General features: G+C 43.0%; 18 protein-coding genes and 1 pseudogene. 16 read left to right on the plus strand and 3 right to left on the minus strand.

Annotation, left to right across the window (positions count from 1 at the left end):
- Positions 1–132: 132 nt before the first annotated feature.
- Both EGM68_RS05095 and EGM68_RS05100 read left to right on the plus strand, forming a co-directional pair.
- Positions 133–639 (plus strand): S-layer homology domain-containing protein, encoded by a 507-nt coding sequence (locus tag EGM68_RS05095; RefSeq protein ID WP_052452873.1) that lies wholly within the window; start codon positions 133–135, stop codon positions 637–639.
- A 101-nt stretch (positions 640–740) separates the two neighbouring features.
- Positions 741–1229: a hypothetical protein gene (locus tag EGM68_RS05100; protein ID WP_013369594.1), complete on the plus strand. Its 489-nt coding sequence runs from the start codon at positions 741–743 to the stop codon at positions 1227–1229.
- A 367-nt stretch (positions 1230–1596) separates the two neighbouring features.
- Here the strand turns inward: EGM68_RS05100 and EGM68_RS05105 are convergent, their stop codons facing one another.
- Entirely contained in the window at positions 1597–2391 is a 795-nt protein-coding gene (locus EGM68_RS05105) for a tyrosine-protein phosphatase (protein WP_129548757.1), read from the minus strand.
- A 302-nt stretch (positions 2392–2693) separates the two neighbouring features.
- Here EGM68_RS05105 and EGM68_RS05110 point away from each other — a divergent pair, with 302 nt between their 5' ends.
- The 12 genes and pseudogenes from EGM68_RS05110 to EGM68_RS05165 all read left to right on the plus strand — a co-directional run bounded on the left by EGM68_RS05110 (position 2694) and on the right by EGM68_RS05165 (position 12428).
- Complete coding sequence (locus EGM68_RS05110; RefSeq protein WP_129548758.1) at positions 2694–3254, plus strand: MFS transporter; 561 nt, start codon at positions 2694–2696, stop codon at positions 3252–3254.
- 24 nt (positions 3255–3278) lie between these two features.
- A complete protein-coding gene (locus tag EGM68_RS05115) occupies positions 3279–3557 on the plus strand; it encodes a DUF1648 domain-containing protein (RefSeq protein ID WP_040102041.1) in 279 nt (92 codons plus the stop codon).
- 153 nt (positions 3558–3710) lie between these two features.
- Positions 3711–4607 carry a TetR/AcrR family transcriptional regulator gene (locus EGM68_RS05120; protein WP_129548759.1) on the plus strand — a complete coding sequence of 299 codons (897 nt, stop codon included), beginning with the start codon at positions 3711–3713 and terminating at the stop codon, positions 4605–4607.
- Between the two features lie 780 nt (positions 4608–5387).
- Positions 5388–5628, plus strand: a pseudogene (locus EGM68_RS25985) (IS5/IS1182 family transposase); the annotation flags it as partial.
- A 70-nt stretch (positions 5629–5698) separates the two neighbouring features.
- Positions 5699–6178: a GNAT family N-acetyltransferase gene (locus tag EGM68_RS05130; protein WP_025679703.1), complete on the plus strand. Its 480-nt coding sequence runs from the start codon at positions 5699–5701 to the stop codon at positions 6176–6178.
- 389 nt (positions 6179–6567) lie between these two features.
- Positions 6568–7398 carry a hypothetical protein gene (locus EGM68_RS05135; protein WP_025679705.1) on the plus strand — a complete coding sequence of 277 codons (831 nt, stop codon included), beginning with the start codon at positions 6568–6570 and terminating at the stop codon, positions 7396–7398.
- A 239-nt stretch (positions 7399–7637) separates the two neighbouring features.
- A complete protein-coding gene (locus EGM68_RS05140; protein ID WP_107734970.1) occupies positions 7638–7976 on the plus strand; it encodes an iron-sulfur cluster biosynthesis family protein in 339 nt (112 codons plus the stop codon).
- Positions 7977–8121: 145 nt separating this feature from the next.
- Complete coding sequence (locus tag EGM68_RS05145; RefSeq protein WP_025679708.1) at positions 8122–8682, plus strand: SLOG family protein; 561 nt, start codon at positions 8122–8124, stop codon at positions 8680–8682.
- A gap of 156 nt (positions 8683–8838) precedes the next feature.
- On the plus strand, positions 8839–10704 hold the full coding sequence (locus EGM68_RS05150; RefSeq protein WP_481855222.1) for a rhamnogalacturonan lyase: 1866 nt from the start codon (positions 8839–8841) through the stop codon (positions 10702–10704).
- A gap of 175 nt (positions 10705–10879) precedes the next feature.
- On the plus strand, positions 10880–11113 hold the full coding sequence (locus EGM68_RS05155) for a hypothetical protein (protein WP_129548760.1): 234 nt from the start codon (positions 10880–10882) through the stop codon (positions 11111–11113).
- Between the two features lie 111 nt (positions 11114–11224).
- Positions 11225–12091: a DL-endopeptidase inhibitor IseA family protein gene (locus EGM68_RS05160; RefSeq protein WP_129548761.1), complete on the plus strand. Its 867-nt coding sequence runs from the start codon at positions 11225–11227 to the stop codon at positions 12089–12091.
- A gap of 91 nt (positions 12092–12182) precedes the next feature.
- Entirely contained in the window at positions 12183–12428 is a 246-nt protein-coding gene (locus EGM68_RS05165) for an HPr family phosphocarrier protein (RefSeq protein ID WP_016819915.1), read from the plus strand.
- Between the two features lie 90 nt (positions 12429–12518).
- Here the strand turns inward: EGM68_RS05165 and EGM68_RS05170 are convergent, their stop codons facing one another.
- Both EGM68_RS05170 and EGM68_RS05175 read right to left on the minus strand, forming a co-directional pair.
- Positions 12519–13307 (minus strand): formate/nitrite transporter family protein, encoded by a 789-nt coding sequence (locus EGM68_RS05170; protein WP_013369604.1) that lies wholly within the window; start codon positions 13305–13307, stop codon positions 12519–12521.
- Between the two features lie 88 nt (positions 13308–13395).
- Entirely contained in the window at positions 13396–14178 is a 783-nt protein-coding gene (locus tag EGM68_RS05175) for a Cof-type HAD-IIB family hydrolase (protein ID WP_129548762.1), read from the minus strand.
- A 198-nt stretch (positions 14179–14376) separates the two neighbouring features.
- Between EGM68_RS05175 and EGM68_RS05180 the strand changes: the two genes are divergently transcribed.
- Entirely contained in the window at positions 14377–15396 is a 1020-nt protein-coding gene (locus EGM68_RS05180; RefSeq protein WP_129548763.1) for a WXG100 family type VII secretion target, read from the plus strand.
- Between the two features lie 802 nt (positions 15397–16198).
- Positions 16199–17410: an ACP S-malonyltransferase gene (gene fabD, locus EGM68_RS05185; protein ID WP_129548764.1), complete on the plus strand. Its 1212-nt coding sequence runs from the start codon at positions 16199–16201 to the stop codon at positions 17408–17410.
- Positions 17411–17442 lie beyond the last annotated feature (32 nt).

A 17442-nucleotide genomic window follows, 5' to 3' on the forward strand; every position in this document is an offset into this window, starting at 1 on the left:
TACGGGGAGAAACTGGTGAATTAAGAACAAATAAAGAATGGTAGAAAGCGCTAATCGAGACGTTGCTGGCAGGTATAGCATGGGGACCACAGTTTTGTTCATGTGGAAAAGAAAGGGGACACATCAGCAATTGTGACTAAAGCGAATACAGTATCTTTTACCGATCAATCCAAAAATATGTCGTCAGAGGCGTTACAGGCAGTACAGGAGGCTGTGAAGCAAGGGGGGATCACTGATTATCCGGATGGCTCATTTCGCCCAGATGAACCACTGACGCATTGCGGCGGTGGCAGTTCTACAACGAATCCAACACCAACGTCCACACCCACACCTAACCATGTACCTGTCACAGCCACAGTTCCTCCCGATCAATATGGCATTGTAGGTTCTGGAGATACACTAGTGGATTTAAAAAATGTATTTTTTAGTGCTGATCAGGATGAGCTATCGTATCATGTGATCACTTCAGATGTATACGTAGTAGAAGCAGAAGTAGCAAGTCAACAGCTTACGTTAAAGCCCAAATCAGCAGGAAGCACACAGGTGTTTGTGACAGCAGAGGATGGAAAAGGTGGTAGAGCGAGCGTGTTTTTCACCTATACAGTCACTGGCTCTACTTATAGCTCAACTTTGACGTAATTAAGATGTTACAAAGTTGGACATTCACGTTGTATTTAGTGGTACCGCCTGGCAGAGCGACTATATTCCAGGTTTATCAGGAACCACAGGAGGCATTTCTTTTGTTCTTTTCACAATATGTCGATGGTGGAGACGGTCGCATCGTGCTGCAATTGTTTTACAACCGAGAATGTGACCTCTCTCATAAAATAGAAGGATATGAGCTGGAGGTTCACCAATTCATGAAAAATACGAACCGCATGAACGTGTCCAGCATAGCGCTATATCCGGTTAATCCATTAATACCGTATCTGATCATAAACAGCATCTTTTACGATTTTATGGATGTTACAAATGTTTCCTATTTTAATCAAGAGGGTCATTTCTATAACCCAAGCGAATTTAATACGGTCGCATATGTACTAAAATATCATGGAACTGTGGTAGATGTGCTTGGAGAGCCTCATTCGCAGGATCAATTGTTTCCTCAAGGCGGGACATTTGTTCGTAAACAAGGTATAACATGCGGCTCGCCCGTTTTTAATCAGCAGAATGAGTGGATTGCTTACCCGAAAGGTACTTATCAATATGTTGGCAGGCATACACCTTAGTTGTGTATATTGGTCTGAGACCTCTACTCTTTGTAGTGAAAGCCAGTTGGGAGACAAATTCCTCATCTCCGACTGTGTTCCCAGAAACAATTCTTTCATCAAGCTTGCCTTCGAGCATTCCCGGACAAAGGCTCATTTCCTCTGCAGGAGATGTTCCGTCTTACAGCTCTCACGCCACGTATATCATTTAAAATCCCCTCACTAAATCTTTTCTTGTTGTTTCGCGTCACCAATTATAAACACTATAGTTAAGTATAGAGTCAATTTTATCTTCCATCGGTGAATGTACATATAGTTTCCCTTGATCAGTCCTCGGTTAAATACCAGAATACCCCATAGTAGATTGGACAAGGTAACTTCAATTTCGTTACTCTAGAGCGAGCTCTTTGAAGCGTTCCAGGTGCTGCTGCGAAACGCCGCATTCGTTTTTCAAGTATCCTTCAATGTTCACATGCCGGCTCATAATTCCCTGTAGCACGTCCTCCAGATAATCACGCTTCACCTCCAGCATGGGCCTGATTCGCTCTGCAGGCACTCGGTAAAAGCTCATCAGTCGGATCATTTTCTCGGCTTTTTTCATACGTGGCCCGATGCATATATTGGAATGCAAGTAGTCCTCAAGCACGCTTTCGTAGGGAATTCCCAGAAACAGCTGAATAATCGCCACGATGAATCCAGTTCGATCCTTGCCCCCAGTGCAATGAATCAGGACAGGAAACTTCTCTTTTTCGGACAACAGAGTGAAAAGTTTCTGTAACGTAGACTTAGAGCCAGTCCCCATATGATCATACATGTCTTTCATCGTTTGCTCAAAATCGATATCCTTGCCATGTCTAATTAAATACCTTATAAATTCGAGACGGGTAAATTCCTGACTTTTATCCTGCATGGCCAAATTCTTTACTTCGACTCCCTGATTCAGCATGCGGCTCTTGTTCGATTTCTGCTCCGTTTCCGTTCTTAAGTCGCAAATCAGCTTAAGGCCGATTTGATTCATTCGTGCCATGTCGGCTCTCGATAACTTTGACAATTCGTCGGAGCGGAACAGGATTCCCTTTCTTACTCTCTTCCCATCCGTGGTGGCATAGCCTCCGAAATCCCTGAAGTTGGTCAAGCCATCAAAATAGAGTGCAGCGGTATGCTCATGATTGTTTTTTTGCATATTCTTTTCCTTCCGTTCATTTATAAATCCCTGTTTTTTCATGACTAAATCAATGCTGTATATTTCGACCCTGACATTTATCTTATTTTGACTATTTAGTTTTGTAAAGAACTAATAGTTCATAATCCGAATAAATCTGTTTATATCGAGGATTGACACACCTGGCTCTCAAGGATATGATGAGTTGAAAACCTAAAAGTTTTTAATAAAACTAATTGGTCAAATAGGGTCTTGACGGGCTAGACTGAAGCAGGCTTAGTCCTCAACCTTCGTTCATTTCTAGAAAAAGCAGGTATTTGTATATGTCTCATCATGCAGTTATTGACGAATCTTCTAAGGAAGGGTCATTTATATTCCGTCTATATTTTTTGCCAACGCTTGCGATCGTCATAGGGACGTTTATGGTGATTTTGAACAGCACAGCTCTTAACCTGGCCCTCGCGACCTGGGATCAGGAATTTGGCGTTTCGCTCCAGACCACTCAATGGTCGGTAAACGCCTATACACTTTCACTTTCTGCGGTCATTCCGTTGGCAGGATGGCTTTCGGACAAATGCGGTGCTAGGAAGGTGTTTCTTTGTTCTATTGGATTATTCATGTTAGGTTCCATATTATCTTCATTCGCGCAAAATTCTGGACAACTGATTTTTTTTCGGATCATTCAAGGTTTAGGGGGAGACATGGTTTCCCCGATTGGAATGGCCATGCTATATCGCCTTGCTCCACCTGACAAGCGAGGGGCGATCATCAGTTTACTTGGGATTCCAATGCTTCTCGCTCCCGCGCTAAGTATGGTACTATCCGGCCGGTTGGGTGAATTCGTAGACTGGCACTGGACTTTCTGGCTTACTACTCCCAAATAAGATAGAACAAAAGGAGGCAACGCATTGATTAAGATTCTCTTTCATCCTAAAACGCCCGTTTTTGTCACAGTGCTTGCGTGGCTTGCCGCCATGATAGTGGTCTGGTCTGCTCCTCTGGAGATCCCTGTTCATTTCATGAATGGACAAGCCGACAGGTTCGTCAGTCGATGGGGCGGTCTTTTTGGTTTTCCAGCCTTGATGACCGTGTTGCTCATAATCCGAAATTGGCTTGACACTGTTGTGAGGCTTATTTATGTACTGGTCTTACTCCATATTTGTATGCTATGTATCGCTCTAATGTAAGGGAGAACGCTTTTACTGAGTACCATGGAGTGGATCGGACGCCTCATTTTGGCACGACGCCTTCTTTTTTGCTCGCTGGATATTGGCTATACTTGATCAAGGAACTTTGAAAAAATCACATCTGTCCGTAACAAGTGATAAGGAGACATAAGCATGAGTTTAATAAAGGAAAAAATCGTCCAATCTGCTATCCGCCTTTTTATGGAGAAAGGCTATAGAGCAACCTCAATTCAGGATATCGCCGACGATTGCAGTATCGCCAAAGGTTCCTTGTATAAATTTTTTGAGTCCAAGGAAGAGTTGTTCGTCAGTATATTGAAGCAACGCCAGCAGTATATGATGGATGAGGTGGAGCGAATTCGGGAAATGGCATTACCGCGTCGGGAAACGTATCTAGCCGAAATTATGGGTTTATTCCAATTTTTTGGCCGTCACGGCTACTATATTTCCCGAGATTACAATGAATTTCCCTCGGCGAGCAACGACAACATCTCTACCCTCATTCATCAGATTCAGATTCAGATGTTCAGCTATTACCAAAACCTGCTGATGCGCCAATACGGCTCTGCCATATTGGATTGGAAATGGGACGTAACTGCCATGTTTAGCGGCATGATCCGGGAGTATACTTTTCATCTGTTATTTGCCTACAAACCAATCACCGTCGAAAAACTAGCAGGATTTATCGCGGAACGTATGGATGATTTGGTTCAAGGTTTGAGTAAATGTTCACCTCAGCCTCTGCTAACCTATGAGTTCATGAAAGAGTATGAGGAAGTGGATTTAGAGTCACTTGTCCCGACAAGCTCAGCGAGGATTTCCGTTTTGTTTCAAGCGATCTTGTCAATCATTCCTGATCTATATATCCCAAATGCTAGAAAGAAGGAACTTCAGCAAGTGACCGTGTTGCTTGAGGAAGAGTTGGAAAATAAGGCACCTAGAGCGTTTTTGATCCAGGCATTGCTGCGGGATTTAGCCGCTGAAGCAGAACTATCGTTCTATGCCCACCAGTTGCAACAGCGGCTAGGCGAGCTTCTTATTAAAGATTGATTTCGATATGAGTAAAAGGCGGTTTTCTCTCAAGTATGATTTCGTATTATTAGGTCAACCCAAAATTTGGGCGGCCTATTTTAATAGGTATTTTAAGATGATGATAGCCGGGGGAGAACTAGGTGGTTTTAGGGGAATAAATAACCCGTCAAGAAAACTGTCCCACTCCGCCTCTACTTTACGGGAAATGGTTGATTCCGAACTAACAAGATAGGCGTTCATTTTCTGGTGTTCCATCAAAAATCGTAAGACAACAGGTGGGAGTTCCGTTTTCTCGTTAGCAGAACTGGAAGTCCTTCATGCATGGCATAGTTTGGTACAAACATGTTTTCGGAGAAGATTTCTCCCGACAATAAAAATAGATTGTTTCTCCCTTGTTCTTACATAGGAGGATACGTCAGCCGATAGTTCGATACGGCTACCGTCGTTCGTGGAAATCCGGGATAGGCCATCTGCACTAAGTTGATCATGACAGCAAGATCATGATCAACTCAAATTCGTGTAGTGTCTATCGTATTTGAGCTAAACAATTTTTGATGAACTGTACCAAATGGATGCTCAGGCGGTGCGTAGATAACATATATTTTAAGAGGTATATTTCCTTTTCAGTTATATTATTCCATTTACCAACAGGTATCATCATTGCATGGTCACAAAAAATATACCATATTAAACGATCATACCGTTCAGTTTTTAGAAAAACACGACCATGTCCTTGGCGTGTTTTTCTGTTAGTATGTTAGTTGTGTTGAAAGAAAATAAAGTGTTTTCTTTGGATACGTGCCCTATTTGTCGCTTTTGGCCGCCAGCAAAAACGCTTTGAATTTAAGGTCGAAGCCGTAGCACTTGATTCGGGTTATTTAACAACGTCAATTTGCAAAGGACTTTAAAGCTGGAAGACCTTGCGGTGATTGCTCACCGGAGATTTCATCCCAAGCAAGGATTGTTTCCAAAGTGGAAATTCACCTTTGACGCCGAGCGAAATATGTTCGTTTGTCCGGCGAATCACGAACTGAAATACTGAACCACAGACCGAAAGGACTACCGGCAGTATGCTCCCGAATTTTAGATTTAATTGAAGGAGATCGTATATGGTTATTCGAGAAATGAAAAAAGAAGACAATGCAAAAGTAAAAGAAATTATACAAGATTCATTAAAATCACTTGGATTAGCGATTCCTGGAACAGCTTATTTTGACCCTCAACTTAATGACCTACACCAATACTATAATAATTTAAAACATGCGAACTATTGGGTAGTAGAAATGGAGGGAGAAGTTGTTGGTGGAATTGGTATAGCGCCGTTTAACGAACATGATAAAGTTTGCGAATTACAAAAGCTATACTTAAGTCCAAAAGCTCAAGGTTTAGGGCTTTCCAAGAAACTTATGGAAACAGCTTCGTCTTTTGCTTCTAAACATTATGAAAAATGCTATTTAGAAACAATGCATGAATTAAAAACTGCATGTTTATTATATGAAAAGTTTGGATTCACACTTTTACATGAACCTCTACCAGGTTCTGAACACTCTGCTATGGACGCTTGGTATATAAAAGCTTTTCAAAGTTAGGTGTGCCAGTCTAATGTTTTATTTTCCCTGTACAAGTGGACCCTCATGACAAACACTAGCTGGTTTTCTTGTGTACGCTTCTTGCTGCAGAACTTGTTCAAATAAATTTTAAAGGAGAGAAGACGTTCTGATTTTATCAGTACGTCTTCTCTTCGATTCGAATGATTAATCAGTCAATGGAAACAATTGTCCATCCATTATCTTTATCCTTTTCAAAATAGAAGGTATACCATATTATCGGGTGAAAAACCTAATACACATAGTACTCGCAGAAAATATAAGAATAGAAATAAATTTAGCTGTTTTGTTCATGTTTAGATCAACGCATCCTTTCTCTTTCTATAATGAATCCTAAGAACAATAAACCTACTACAAAAGGAGCAATTAAAATGAAAAGTCTAACATTAAAATACGCTATTGCTTTCCTGTCGGGTATAGTGATGGTGGGAAGTGTAAGTGGCTTTTCTATTGTCAATGCTAATCGTACGTTGCATTCTAATCCCTATGTTCAAAGTTCGGTTCATGCTGTAAATCCATCTGTGTATCAGTCCATAACTAAGTTTAAAAAGAACGAGACTCCAGATCAAGTGATGTGGAAGGAAAAAACCATTACGTTATTGGCAAAAAAAGTCGAGCTGGAAAATGTTCCGAGTTCTGAGAAAAGTGTCATTACATCCATAACGATCAAAAAAGGAGAAAAGAGTTACACCCTTAAAACAGATGGATATAATGATAAACTGCGTGATATATCGAGTGCAGTATTATCTCCTTCTAATACATGGTTGGCTATACAGGCACAGCGTAGTGCAGGCGATACGTTATTACTAATCAATCTTACAACCGGAAAATCTACCATTGTAAATGATCTATTAAAGGCTAAAGGCAAAAAAAATGTAGAATCCATTACTGCTTATAATTGGTCACCAAAAGAAGATCAAATTGCCTTTTCGTTCGGTGATACATCAAGCAGCTCCCTAGCCATTTATAATACGAAGAAGGATGGCTTTATATATCTTCCTAGAGAAACGGATTATATTAGCACCGGCCTGATTTTATGGCATAAAGATGGAAAAAGTTTAGACTATATAAGTGAGTATCCATCTGATCAAAAGAAATTATACAGATACTCCATGGACAGCAAAAAGGTGAAATCTGTTAAAAAAATTAGCCAGAGTGAATTTCAAAAATGGTTCAAACTTGATAAATACCAAACAAATTAATACAAATGTAAGGGTGGATTTGAATCGTTGGCACAAAGGAACAAGTTAGAGATGTGCATTCAGCAGAATCTCCGCGAAGAAACAAACGGTTTCTTTTATAAATGCCATCATTAATGATCTCCTTGTACTTAAAGTTTTGAGATGATTATAATGAAAATATAGTTTATATTTAGACTTTTTGAAGTTGTTGAGTCCAAATATGTCCAAACATCTCAATTACAAAGGAGAGAGTTCATTTCATGAGTATACATTTAGAGTTGGATTCCTTGTCGGTTGAAAGGCTAGCGATGGTCCTTTCAGGACGGCCAGGCATGTTCAAGTTGTTTTATGATACAGAAGATTGTGGATGCAACGGCGTACTTGTTATCTTGGTGATCGATGCACCGAATGCAACCGATATAGCAGTTCAGTCCGATTCTTATTCTTTTTGGGTAGATCGGCAGCAGGAGCAGCAGTTCGATAGCAAAATGCGGCTAGAGGCAGATCCTAGTTACCCGTCGTTCAAAATAAGTAGCGATGCTGGTGTGTTGAGTAGCAATGTTAGAATTCAAGATCGGCGTGTAAACTCCAAGGGGTGATATGCGGGCTTGATAGGAATTCATTAAGCATCATAAAGTAATTTTGATTGAATACTAAATTCCCAAAAGACGAACCTTCTTTAGCCCATAGGGCAGAGGTTCGTTTTTACAATAATCTTTATGATAATTTCAGAAGGACGATGAGATGATGAAAAACTTGCTCGTTTCTGGCTATCGTGCCCATGAGCTGAATATTTTCAGTCAAAAGCACGAAGGCATTCCATACATTAAAAAGGCGATTACAAGCAGGCTGATTCCCCTGATCGAAGATGGGCTGGAATGGGTGATTACCCCCGGCCAATACGGGGTGGACTTGTGGGCTTGCGAGGTCGTCATTGCATTAAAACAGCAATACCCCGACCTAAAATGCTCTATTATGATGGCTTATCAAAATATGGAGGAAAAATGGAAGGAGGATAAAAAGGAATACTTTCAGCAGATTTGTGCCGAAGTTGACTATGTGGGAGTAGTTAGCCGCCAGCCGTATCAGGGAATATGGCAACTCAAGGCACGGGATGAACTCCTTTTCCGCAAAACAGACGGTTTATTGCTTGTGTATGACGAGGATGCCGGAGAGGGTAGCCCACGTTTTATGAAGGAACTGGCATTGAAAAAACAACAGGCAGAAGGCTATCAATATATCAGTATTAGCTCAGAGGATATCCAAAGCATAGCTGACGAGGAACGATTATTCATGGACCTCTGATTTTTAAAGTATTAGCCCGGATTTTTGAACAAAAAGGACGAATTCGTCCCTTTACATTTATGTAAGCGCTATCATAAGATTTAAACAACAATAACTTATCAGTCAGATAAAATAAATTTATTGAAAATACAAACCATGAAAGGAGCTAATGATCAGATGAACAAAAGGTTTCGGCATGCTGTATTGCTCTGTCTCGGTGTCATGTTGTGTGGAGTGGTCACTCCGATGGATAGCCCAATCTCAGCTGCCTCTACAAGGCAAATGGAGAAGCTGAACAGGGGAACTGTCGCAGTGAAGGTACCAGAGGGTGTACTGGTGAGCTGGCGTTTATTGGGTACGGAAGCGGATTCGGTTGGCTTCAATCTGTACAGAGGGGCAAGCAAGGTGAACGATGCGCCGATTACATCGAGAACCAACTTCCTGGACAAGGCAGGTACGACATCATCTTCGTATACCGTTCGTGCCGTGGTTAACGGAGCAGAGCAGGCCGCTTCTCCAGCGGTAAAGGCATGGAACAGCAACTATCTGGACGTTCCCATACAGCAGCCTGCGGGAGGTACAACTCCGGATCATGTGAACTACACGTATAATGCCAATGATGCCAGTGTGGGGGATCTTGATGGGGATGGCGAGTATGAGATTGTGCTGAAATGGGACCCTTCCAATTCTAAGGATAATTCGCAATCCGGGTATACGGGAAATGTATTTTTGGACGGATATGAGCTTGATGGAACACGCAAATGGCGAATCGATCTGGGACGGAACATTCGGGCTGGTGCACACTATACGCAATTTCTCATCTATGATTTTGATGGAGATGGTAAAGCAGAGGTTATATGCAAGACAGCAGACGGCACGGTAGATGGTACAGGTGTAAAGATTGGCGAGGCTTCGGCTGATCATCGCAACACGAGTGGATATATTTTGAAAGGCCCCGAGTTTCTAACTGTGTTCTCAGGTGATACAGGCAAGGCTCTTAGTACGATTGACTATGTGCCACCGCGCGGAACGGTGTCCAGTTGGGGAGATAACTATGGTAACCGTGTGGATCGTTTTCTCGCCGGGGTTGCTTATCTGGATGGCGTGAGACCCAGCATAGTGATGGCACGTGGTTACTACACGCGTACTGTTCTAGTCGCATATGATTGGCGGAACGGCAATCTAAGCCGCCGCTGGACCTTTGACAGCAACAGCTCCACCAATGCCGGGACGGCTGGACAGGGGAATCACAGTTTGAGTGTGGCAGATGTGGATGGAGATGATAAGGATGAGATCGTGTATGGCTCACTGGTTGTAGACGATAACGGAGCGAAGCTGGCTAACACGGGAATGGGACATGGAGATGCGCTTCATGTCGGGGATTTGGACCCGGACCGTTCAGGATATGAAGTATTTAAGGTAAACGAGGATAAAAATGCCGCCTACGGAGCAGCCATGTACGATCCGCGCAATGGCAACATTTTATGGGGCGTAAAAACAGGCAAGGATACCGGACGAGGCATGTCGGCAGACATTGATCCGCGTACGAAGGGGAATGAGCAATGGGCACCAGGCATCGGATTACGTTCAGCCCAGGGGCAGCTCATTACCAACACGACGCCGTCTTCTATTAATTTTGGTATCTGGTGGGATGGGGATCTGCTGCGTGAACTGCTGGATCATACCTCCTCAAGCGCTGGTAAAATTGACAAGTGGAACTATACGAACTCGACGACTTCCAACTTGCTTACGGCCACAGGGACGAGTTCCAATAACGGAACCAAAGGAACACCGTCGTTGCAGGCTGATCTGTTCGGTGACTGGCGGGAGGAAGTCATTTGGCGCAAAAGTGATAATTCGGCGCTGCGTATCTACACAACACCTTACGAGTCAGAACACCGATTCTACACGCTTATGCATGATCCGGTGTATCGCCTGAGTGTGGCCTGGCAAAACGTAGCCTATAATCAGCCCCCGCACACCGGATTTTATCTGGGAGAAGGGATGTCCAAGCCCCAGCAGCCGAACATATACACTCCTTGATATGCAGCTCGGTAGTGGGTTGAATACTAGTTAAATGAATATAATCAGAAAGGGCTCCATGCTAATCGGGGCTCTTTTTGTTATGGGTGCAGAGGGGAACGTATGTTTTCCATATAAATGGGAACGCTAGTTCTTACAAAGGTAATACATGTGTATGATAAAGGAGGCGGAATCTGTGAGTTCTTTAACGACTGAAAGCATGTTCGAGCTCGTAACTAATGTCGGATTCCCTGCAGCATTAAGCCTGATTCTGTTAAAATACATTCTCGTCACCCTTAACCGTAGATTGGAGCAGCTGGACCGTTCTGTGAAGCAAATGTCACGATCCTTGGAAGAGATCGAGGCAAAGCAGAAGAAACGGTCAGAACCTACGCTCCCGGCAAATACGGACAAACTTCGTGCAGAATGAACAAAAAAAGGCAAATAGAAACAATTTAGCAACCTAATCGAGCACCGAAATTCTTATAATAGAAACGTGTGCAGTTTATGCAGACATATGATTATGGAGGTGTATTTGAGTATGAAAATAAATACGAAACTATCCGCACTATGTGTTGCGGCCACACTTTTGAGCGCGGCACAGGTCGCCGCTGCTGCACCCGCTGTGACCAGTCCCGCGAATGCGGCGCAACCGAGTGTTGCCGTCCCGTCAGCAACTGTACCGACCCAGGTGCCTGCACCAGCAGCATCAGCGTCTGTTGCGACGCCAGCCCCTGCACAAGCGCCGTCAGTTCCAGCAACAACTGCCCCAGCCGCAGGTTCCGTCCAAGCGGCCACACCGGCAGCTCCGTCTGTACCATCACCGCGCCCATCCGCGTCGGTAGCACCAGCGGCAGCTCCGTCTGTACCATCGACTGCCAAGCCGTCCAAGCCGCAGCAGCCATCTACTTCGGCGCCAGCCGCAGCTACAGCTACTAGCGTGAATCCAACCCAGCTGGACAAGCTGAACCATGAGAGTGCGATTCCGCTTGTGCTGGAGGCGCAGTCTCGTTATCAGTATGCCATCAGCGGTGGCAAATCGTTGGGCCAAGCGTTCCAGTTGAACGGTAAAAGCTACCGCTATTTGTCCGAGGACATCGGTACGAAGACCAAATTGATCAACTATCTAACGCAGGCTTATACGAAACAGGCCAGTGAGCAATTTGTCGGCAAATTTTTCGTTGAAGTCAACGGCAGACTAGCTCAGTTGAACGCAGATGGCGGCAATTTGCTAGAGTTCAGCCGGGCTACGGCGAAAATGGTAACCATGACTCCGGTGAAGCGCAGCTACCTGCTGACCGTGCCTTATCCGGCAGAAACCAAGCAGGCGAACGAGAAAATCACCGTGAATTTTGAAAAGGTCGGTAGCTACTGGAAGGTCAGCTCCGCGCCGCATGTCATTTTCTAAATAAGTTTGTGCAACGTTCTTTATAAATAGGGTATAGTGATGTTAAGGCTTGTTTCGTAAGCCCCAATTCAACGCAGGGGAGTGCTGTGCAATGATGACACCCATCAAGGTAAAAAACGTTAAGGATATTGAGAAGATCAATCAAATCGTATCCAATTATACGTATGACATCTGGATTCATGGCAAAAGCGGCATGGCAGATGCCAAATCCATTTTAGGCATGTATGTGCTCAAGCTGGATGAGCCGCTAACTCTGGTTGTACCTGACAACGTCAATCCCAAAAAGCTGTTCAAGGAGTTGGAGGAATTTATTCATTTTCCTGCTCAAGCAGAATAAACAGCAAAGAAGCATCTGCAGACACTGCATACGCAATTTTTCGAAATTAATGCAAAGAAGCCATGGAACTTAGGTTCCACGGCTTCTTTTTTAGTGTTCCTCCTCGTCCAAAAACGGGAGATTGACCGAATAGTACATAACCCCCATAAGCAGCACGCCACCCACCAGATTCCCAAGCGTAACCGGAACGAGATTATGGATGACGCCAGCGACAGAGACCGTACCCGGATGATCCAGCACTAGCGCAATGGCGAAAGTACACATATTAGCTATACTATGCTCATATCCCGAAATGAAAAAGCAGAATACAAACAGCATCATAGCGAACATCTTTGCACCATTTTCCTTCATAAACATCGGTACAAAAAAGGCGAGGCAGACCAGCCAATTACACAAAATAGCGCGGAAGAATAGCTGCATTGCAGGCGCTTCCATTTTATGCTCAACCACGCTCAGCAGAAAGCTGTTCACGCTGGAGGAGTCAAACAGCCCTGTCAGGTATATAAGGAGTGCGAAAACCCCAGCACCTAACAAGTTACCTCCATAGCTGGCAGTCCATAGCCGCAGCACCTGACCCCAGCGCAGCTTTTTACGGAGTGCAGCATAGGTATAATAGAAGGTGTTGCCAGTAAACAAATCCCCGCCGCCGTACGCGATCAGAATGATGGCTGCCCCGAACGTGAGCGCCGCCATGGGATAAGTGAATGGAGAATGCTCCATGTAAAAAAAGTTGCCCGTCTTGAAGGCGACAATGACGCCGAATCCGATAAACATACTCGCCAGCATGGAACGCGCCAAATACCGGAGCAGGCTTTGCTTGTAAATTTTGTATTTCTTCAGGGCTAGCTGTTCGACATTGCGTAAGCCTTCCGTTTCCATACCAACGACAACCTCCTATTTTCTCATATCTAAGTCATTAAACCGACTTAATTTTTCCTGAAACATGCCCAGTCCGTCAGCAATCCAGTTAGCTTAACAAACCAAGCTTTTGCAGTCCGTATAAAATTCCGTCTTCATCTGCGCGTTTTGTGACCATTTTAGCAGCGGCTTTGGCTTCATCACAACCGTTCCCCATCGCGACACTGTTATGTATAGTTGTTAGCATCTCCACATCGTTTAATCCATCGCCAAAAGCGTATTGATTCTCATCGGCAATGCCCAGTCTGGACGTAATTTCGCGGATTCCCTTTGCTTTAGAGCCAGCGTGAGGGACAACGTCCACTGAACTTGGATGCCAGCGTACAAAGTCAAATGCTTTGAACACCGCTTCATAGTAAGGCTCTTCTTCTGCCGTACACATCAACAGCGTCTGATAAATATCTCTCCCATGGAAATAGAGTGGATCGTACCCAACCGAAATCTTGGCCTTAAGTGTTTGGACCGATTTCTCCACAAGTTCATCGTTAGGAATATTGGCTTTCATGTCCAGATGATCCATATATACGAGAGCGTGATTATGGGTGAGTGCCAGATCGGTCATTGCTTGCAAGGCTTCACGATTCAGCGGATTGGTAGCGACGACTTCCCCGCGAAGCACGACATATTGCCCATTAAAGCTAACGTAGGAATCAATTTCTAGCTGCTCACGGATATCCTTGAACATAAAAGGTGCACGTCCTGTTGCGATGGCTACCTCATGTCCATGCTCTTTCAAAGCAAAGACAGCTTTTTCGGCGGTTAACGGCATTTTCTTGTCATCGTCCAGTAATGTACCGTCGATATCGAAAAAAATAATTTTTTTGTCTGACATGTCCTTACACCTGACTTTCAATAATATATTGTCGAAATAAACTCATATGGATTCATTATATCAAAGGAACTGCTTCTGAATACACAAATACGTATAAATCCTCATGAATGTCCGACCTCTATAGCTTACAATATGAAATAAGGATTACTGTAAACTATAATGTCTATCTCCTATTTTCGAAGATGGGATGTGATCACCATGACAAAAATCCAAGTCACACCGGAGCAGCTGGATAACGTGGCCTCCCAATTTGCCAATGCCCACGGCATACTGTATAACCAGCTAAACGGTCTGGATAGCACAATGAACCACCTTCACAGCCAGTGGGATGGTATGGAGAGAAATCGTTTTTATAATGACTATCGTACAGCTAAATATACGCTTTCTTCTATATTAAATAAGGTTCAATCCATTGAAATTGAGCTAAAAAGCATTGCTTTGAAGTTTAGAAATGCGGATGGTGGGAGCACACGTGGCTTCTGGTCAGCCTTGGCAGCAGCGATGAACGCCAGTGCAGCGCTGGCGGGCAGCGGAGAGGGTGGAAATCATACTGGAGATATCGTGGATTCACCCCAAAATATAGACGAGTGGGAGCAGGCAGACGCGGATAAATATCATCAATATGAGGAACTATTGAAAAACGCAGAGACCATCGGCGACAAGCAGGTCATGCAGAAGATCCACGACCAGATGAATGTCCTGCGGCTGCAATACGAGGACTCGGTTATCCGTACAGATTATAATACAGGAGCGATCTCCAAGATCACATCCGATTCTCTTGTTGCCGTCACTGAACTGACAGGTAAAGATGGAAGCAAAACGGATATATCTATAGATAAAAAAGGAAATATTATAAGTTATGAGCAAAATACGGATAAATACGATTACTGGGTCCAAAAGCATACTCAATCAGCTGGAGAGCACGCTCTAGGTAAAACGGCCCAGACCGTTACCGGTTATGGAATGGGTCTTATTTTGTCGCGCGGGACTGGCGTCAGTGGAGCAGGTTCGGGCGCAGCCTCCGGCTGGGGAGAACACGTTGTCGGCATTGGTGGCGGCATGATCAGTGACAAGGTGCTGTTCTCTGTCCCCGGTGAGGGAGAAACCCGTACCATGATCTACCGAACAAATAAAGAAACTGGGCATGTGGAGAACATGATCATCGTCACCAAAGGTGAAAATGAAATGAAGTATCGCTATTGGGAGGATTATAACTAGAACTTGAGTGGGAAATGATTTTAGTAAAGCGAATAGCAATATCTATCACATCTACAGACTTTTTCAAGACTAAGCGAGCGGCAGTGGAAGACTGCAAAACTCATCAGTTGGTAAAATCTGTAGATTTTTTTCGTGCGCATATTTCTAAAATTATATTCGAGTTATTTAATTGTTACATCGTATTTATGATTTAAGCAGCAACTTTATGGAATAAAGGACATCTGACTCATGTCGTGTCTTTAATTTATTTTTTCAAATGTAGAGTAATCTGAGCTTAAGAGCAAGGTTCAAAAAAAGATTGTATTATCATAATTTGGATAAATGTGAAAATACAATAAGAATGTATTTATATCAATCTTTTAAAAATATTTAACAATTGCATAAATTAATTTTATTTATTTTTATGTAGTGAAAATAATGAAAAAAGCTATTCTTTCAAGAAAACGACTTTATGTAATGACAATCAACAAAATCCTACATTTTACGACCTTTTATTTACAAAAATGTAACATTTGGAGGTTGACTTATTCATTGACTTTGTTGAAATAAATCGTTATTTTAATTCGTAAAAGGAGTAGAACATGGGTTGGAATAACGATTTATAAATTATTAATACAAGCTGATTAAATGCTAGTACACGGTGATTACATATGATTTAATTTATTTTTAAATGATTCCTTTTTTCATTAATTATGTCGGTCATAAATTTCTGCTTTAATACTACAAAGGTTATAACTTGCAACAGAAGTTAAATTTTAAAAGTACACATATTCAGGAAGCTCACTGGAGAAGAGGTTTTCAGATGAATAAAGTATCTTTTATTTTTCCTGGGCAGGGTTCGCAATATGTAGGAATGAGTAAAGAACTATGGGATAATTTTAATGTGGTAAAGCGTTTATTCGAAGAAGCGGATGATACTTTAGGTGTAAAACTCTCAAAACTTTGTTTTGAGGGAGATCCCCAAGAGCTTCTTCAGACCATGAATGCCCAACCAGCCTTACTTACTGCCAGCCTTGCTGCATATTATGCTAGCAGAGAAATACTGGAACTGGAACCTCAACTGTTAGCCGGGCATAGTTTAGGAGAATATTCAGCATTGGTGTGCAGCGGTTTTTTCTCTTTTCAAGATGGACTTCAAATCGTGAGAAAACGAGGAATGCTCATGCAGCAGGCTACAGCTAACGGGGTAGGGACTATGGCTGCTGTTGCGAATGTTTCTGCTTCTATTCTGGAGAGCTTATGTCAAGAGATATCTACGGATCGTGATGTTATATCTATTGCATGTCACAATTCGGACAATCAGTACGTGCTATCGGGACATACAGAACCTATGGCTCGAATAGTGGAGCAAATCAAGCGTCTAGAACATAGTAAGGTTAACTATTTAACAGTAAGCGGGCCTTTTCACAGTACTCTGATGAAGCCTGCAGCAGATAAACTTGCAGTAGAACTAAAGAAATTCCCACTACGTAAGGGAAGATGGCCGGTTGTTTCCAATGTAACAGCCTTACCACATGATGAATTCTCGATTTATGACTTGCTGTACAAGCAAATGATAAGCCCCGTACGCTGGACAGATACGATGGATTTTTTATATCAGAACGGTATTACCGTTGCGTTAGAATTAGGTCCGAGAAAAGTACTTGGACAGCTGATGAAAGAAAGATATCCGACTATCTCCACTTTTTCTGTTAATACCAGTTCTTCTTTAACAGAAGCGGACAAGTGGCTAAGTAAGCAGCAAACTACACGCAAAGTTACACTTGAGCGTCTGGAGGAAGGTTTTGCAGCAGCGCTTATTGCACAAAATCGAAATGGGGATTACAAACAACATATGGAGGGGGTTGTTTACCCTAGTCAGCAGATTCGAAATCGGATCAATCAACTTCAAAGTCATAAAAATGACACCGTTTATAATGCGGTTAATACAGAGGTGTTAGAGCTAATTCGTACTATTCTCACTACCAAGCAAGTGCCCGATCAAGAACAACAGACGATTCTTAATATGTTCTGAATAAGATCCATCAATGATGTTGGAGATTGTAA

Origin of the sequence: Paenibacillus sp. M-152 (genome assembly GCF_003856555.1) — a bacterium.
GTDB lineage: Bacteria > Bacillota > Bacilli > Paenibacillales > Paenibacillaceae > Paenibacillus > Paenibacillus polymyxa_C.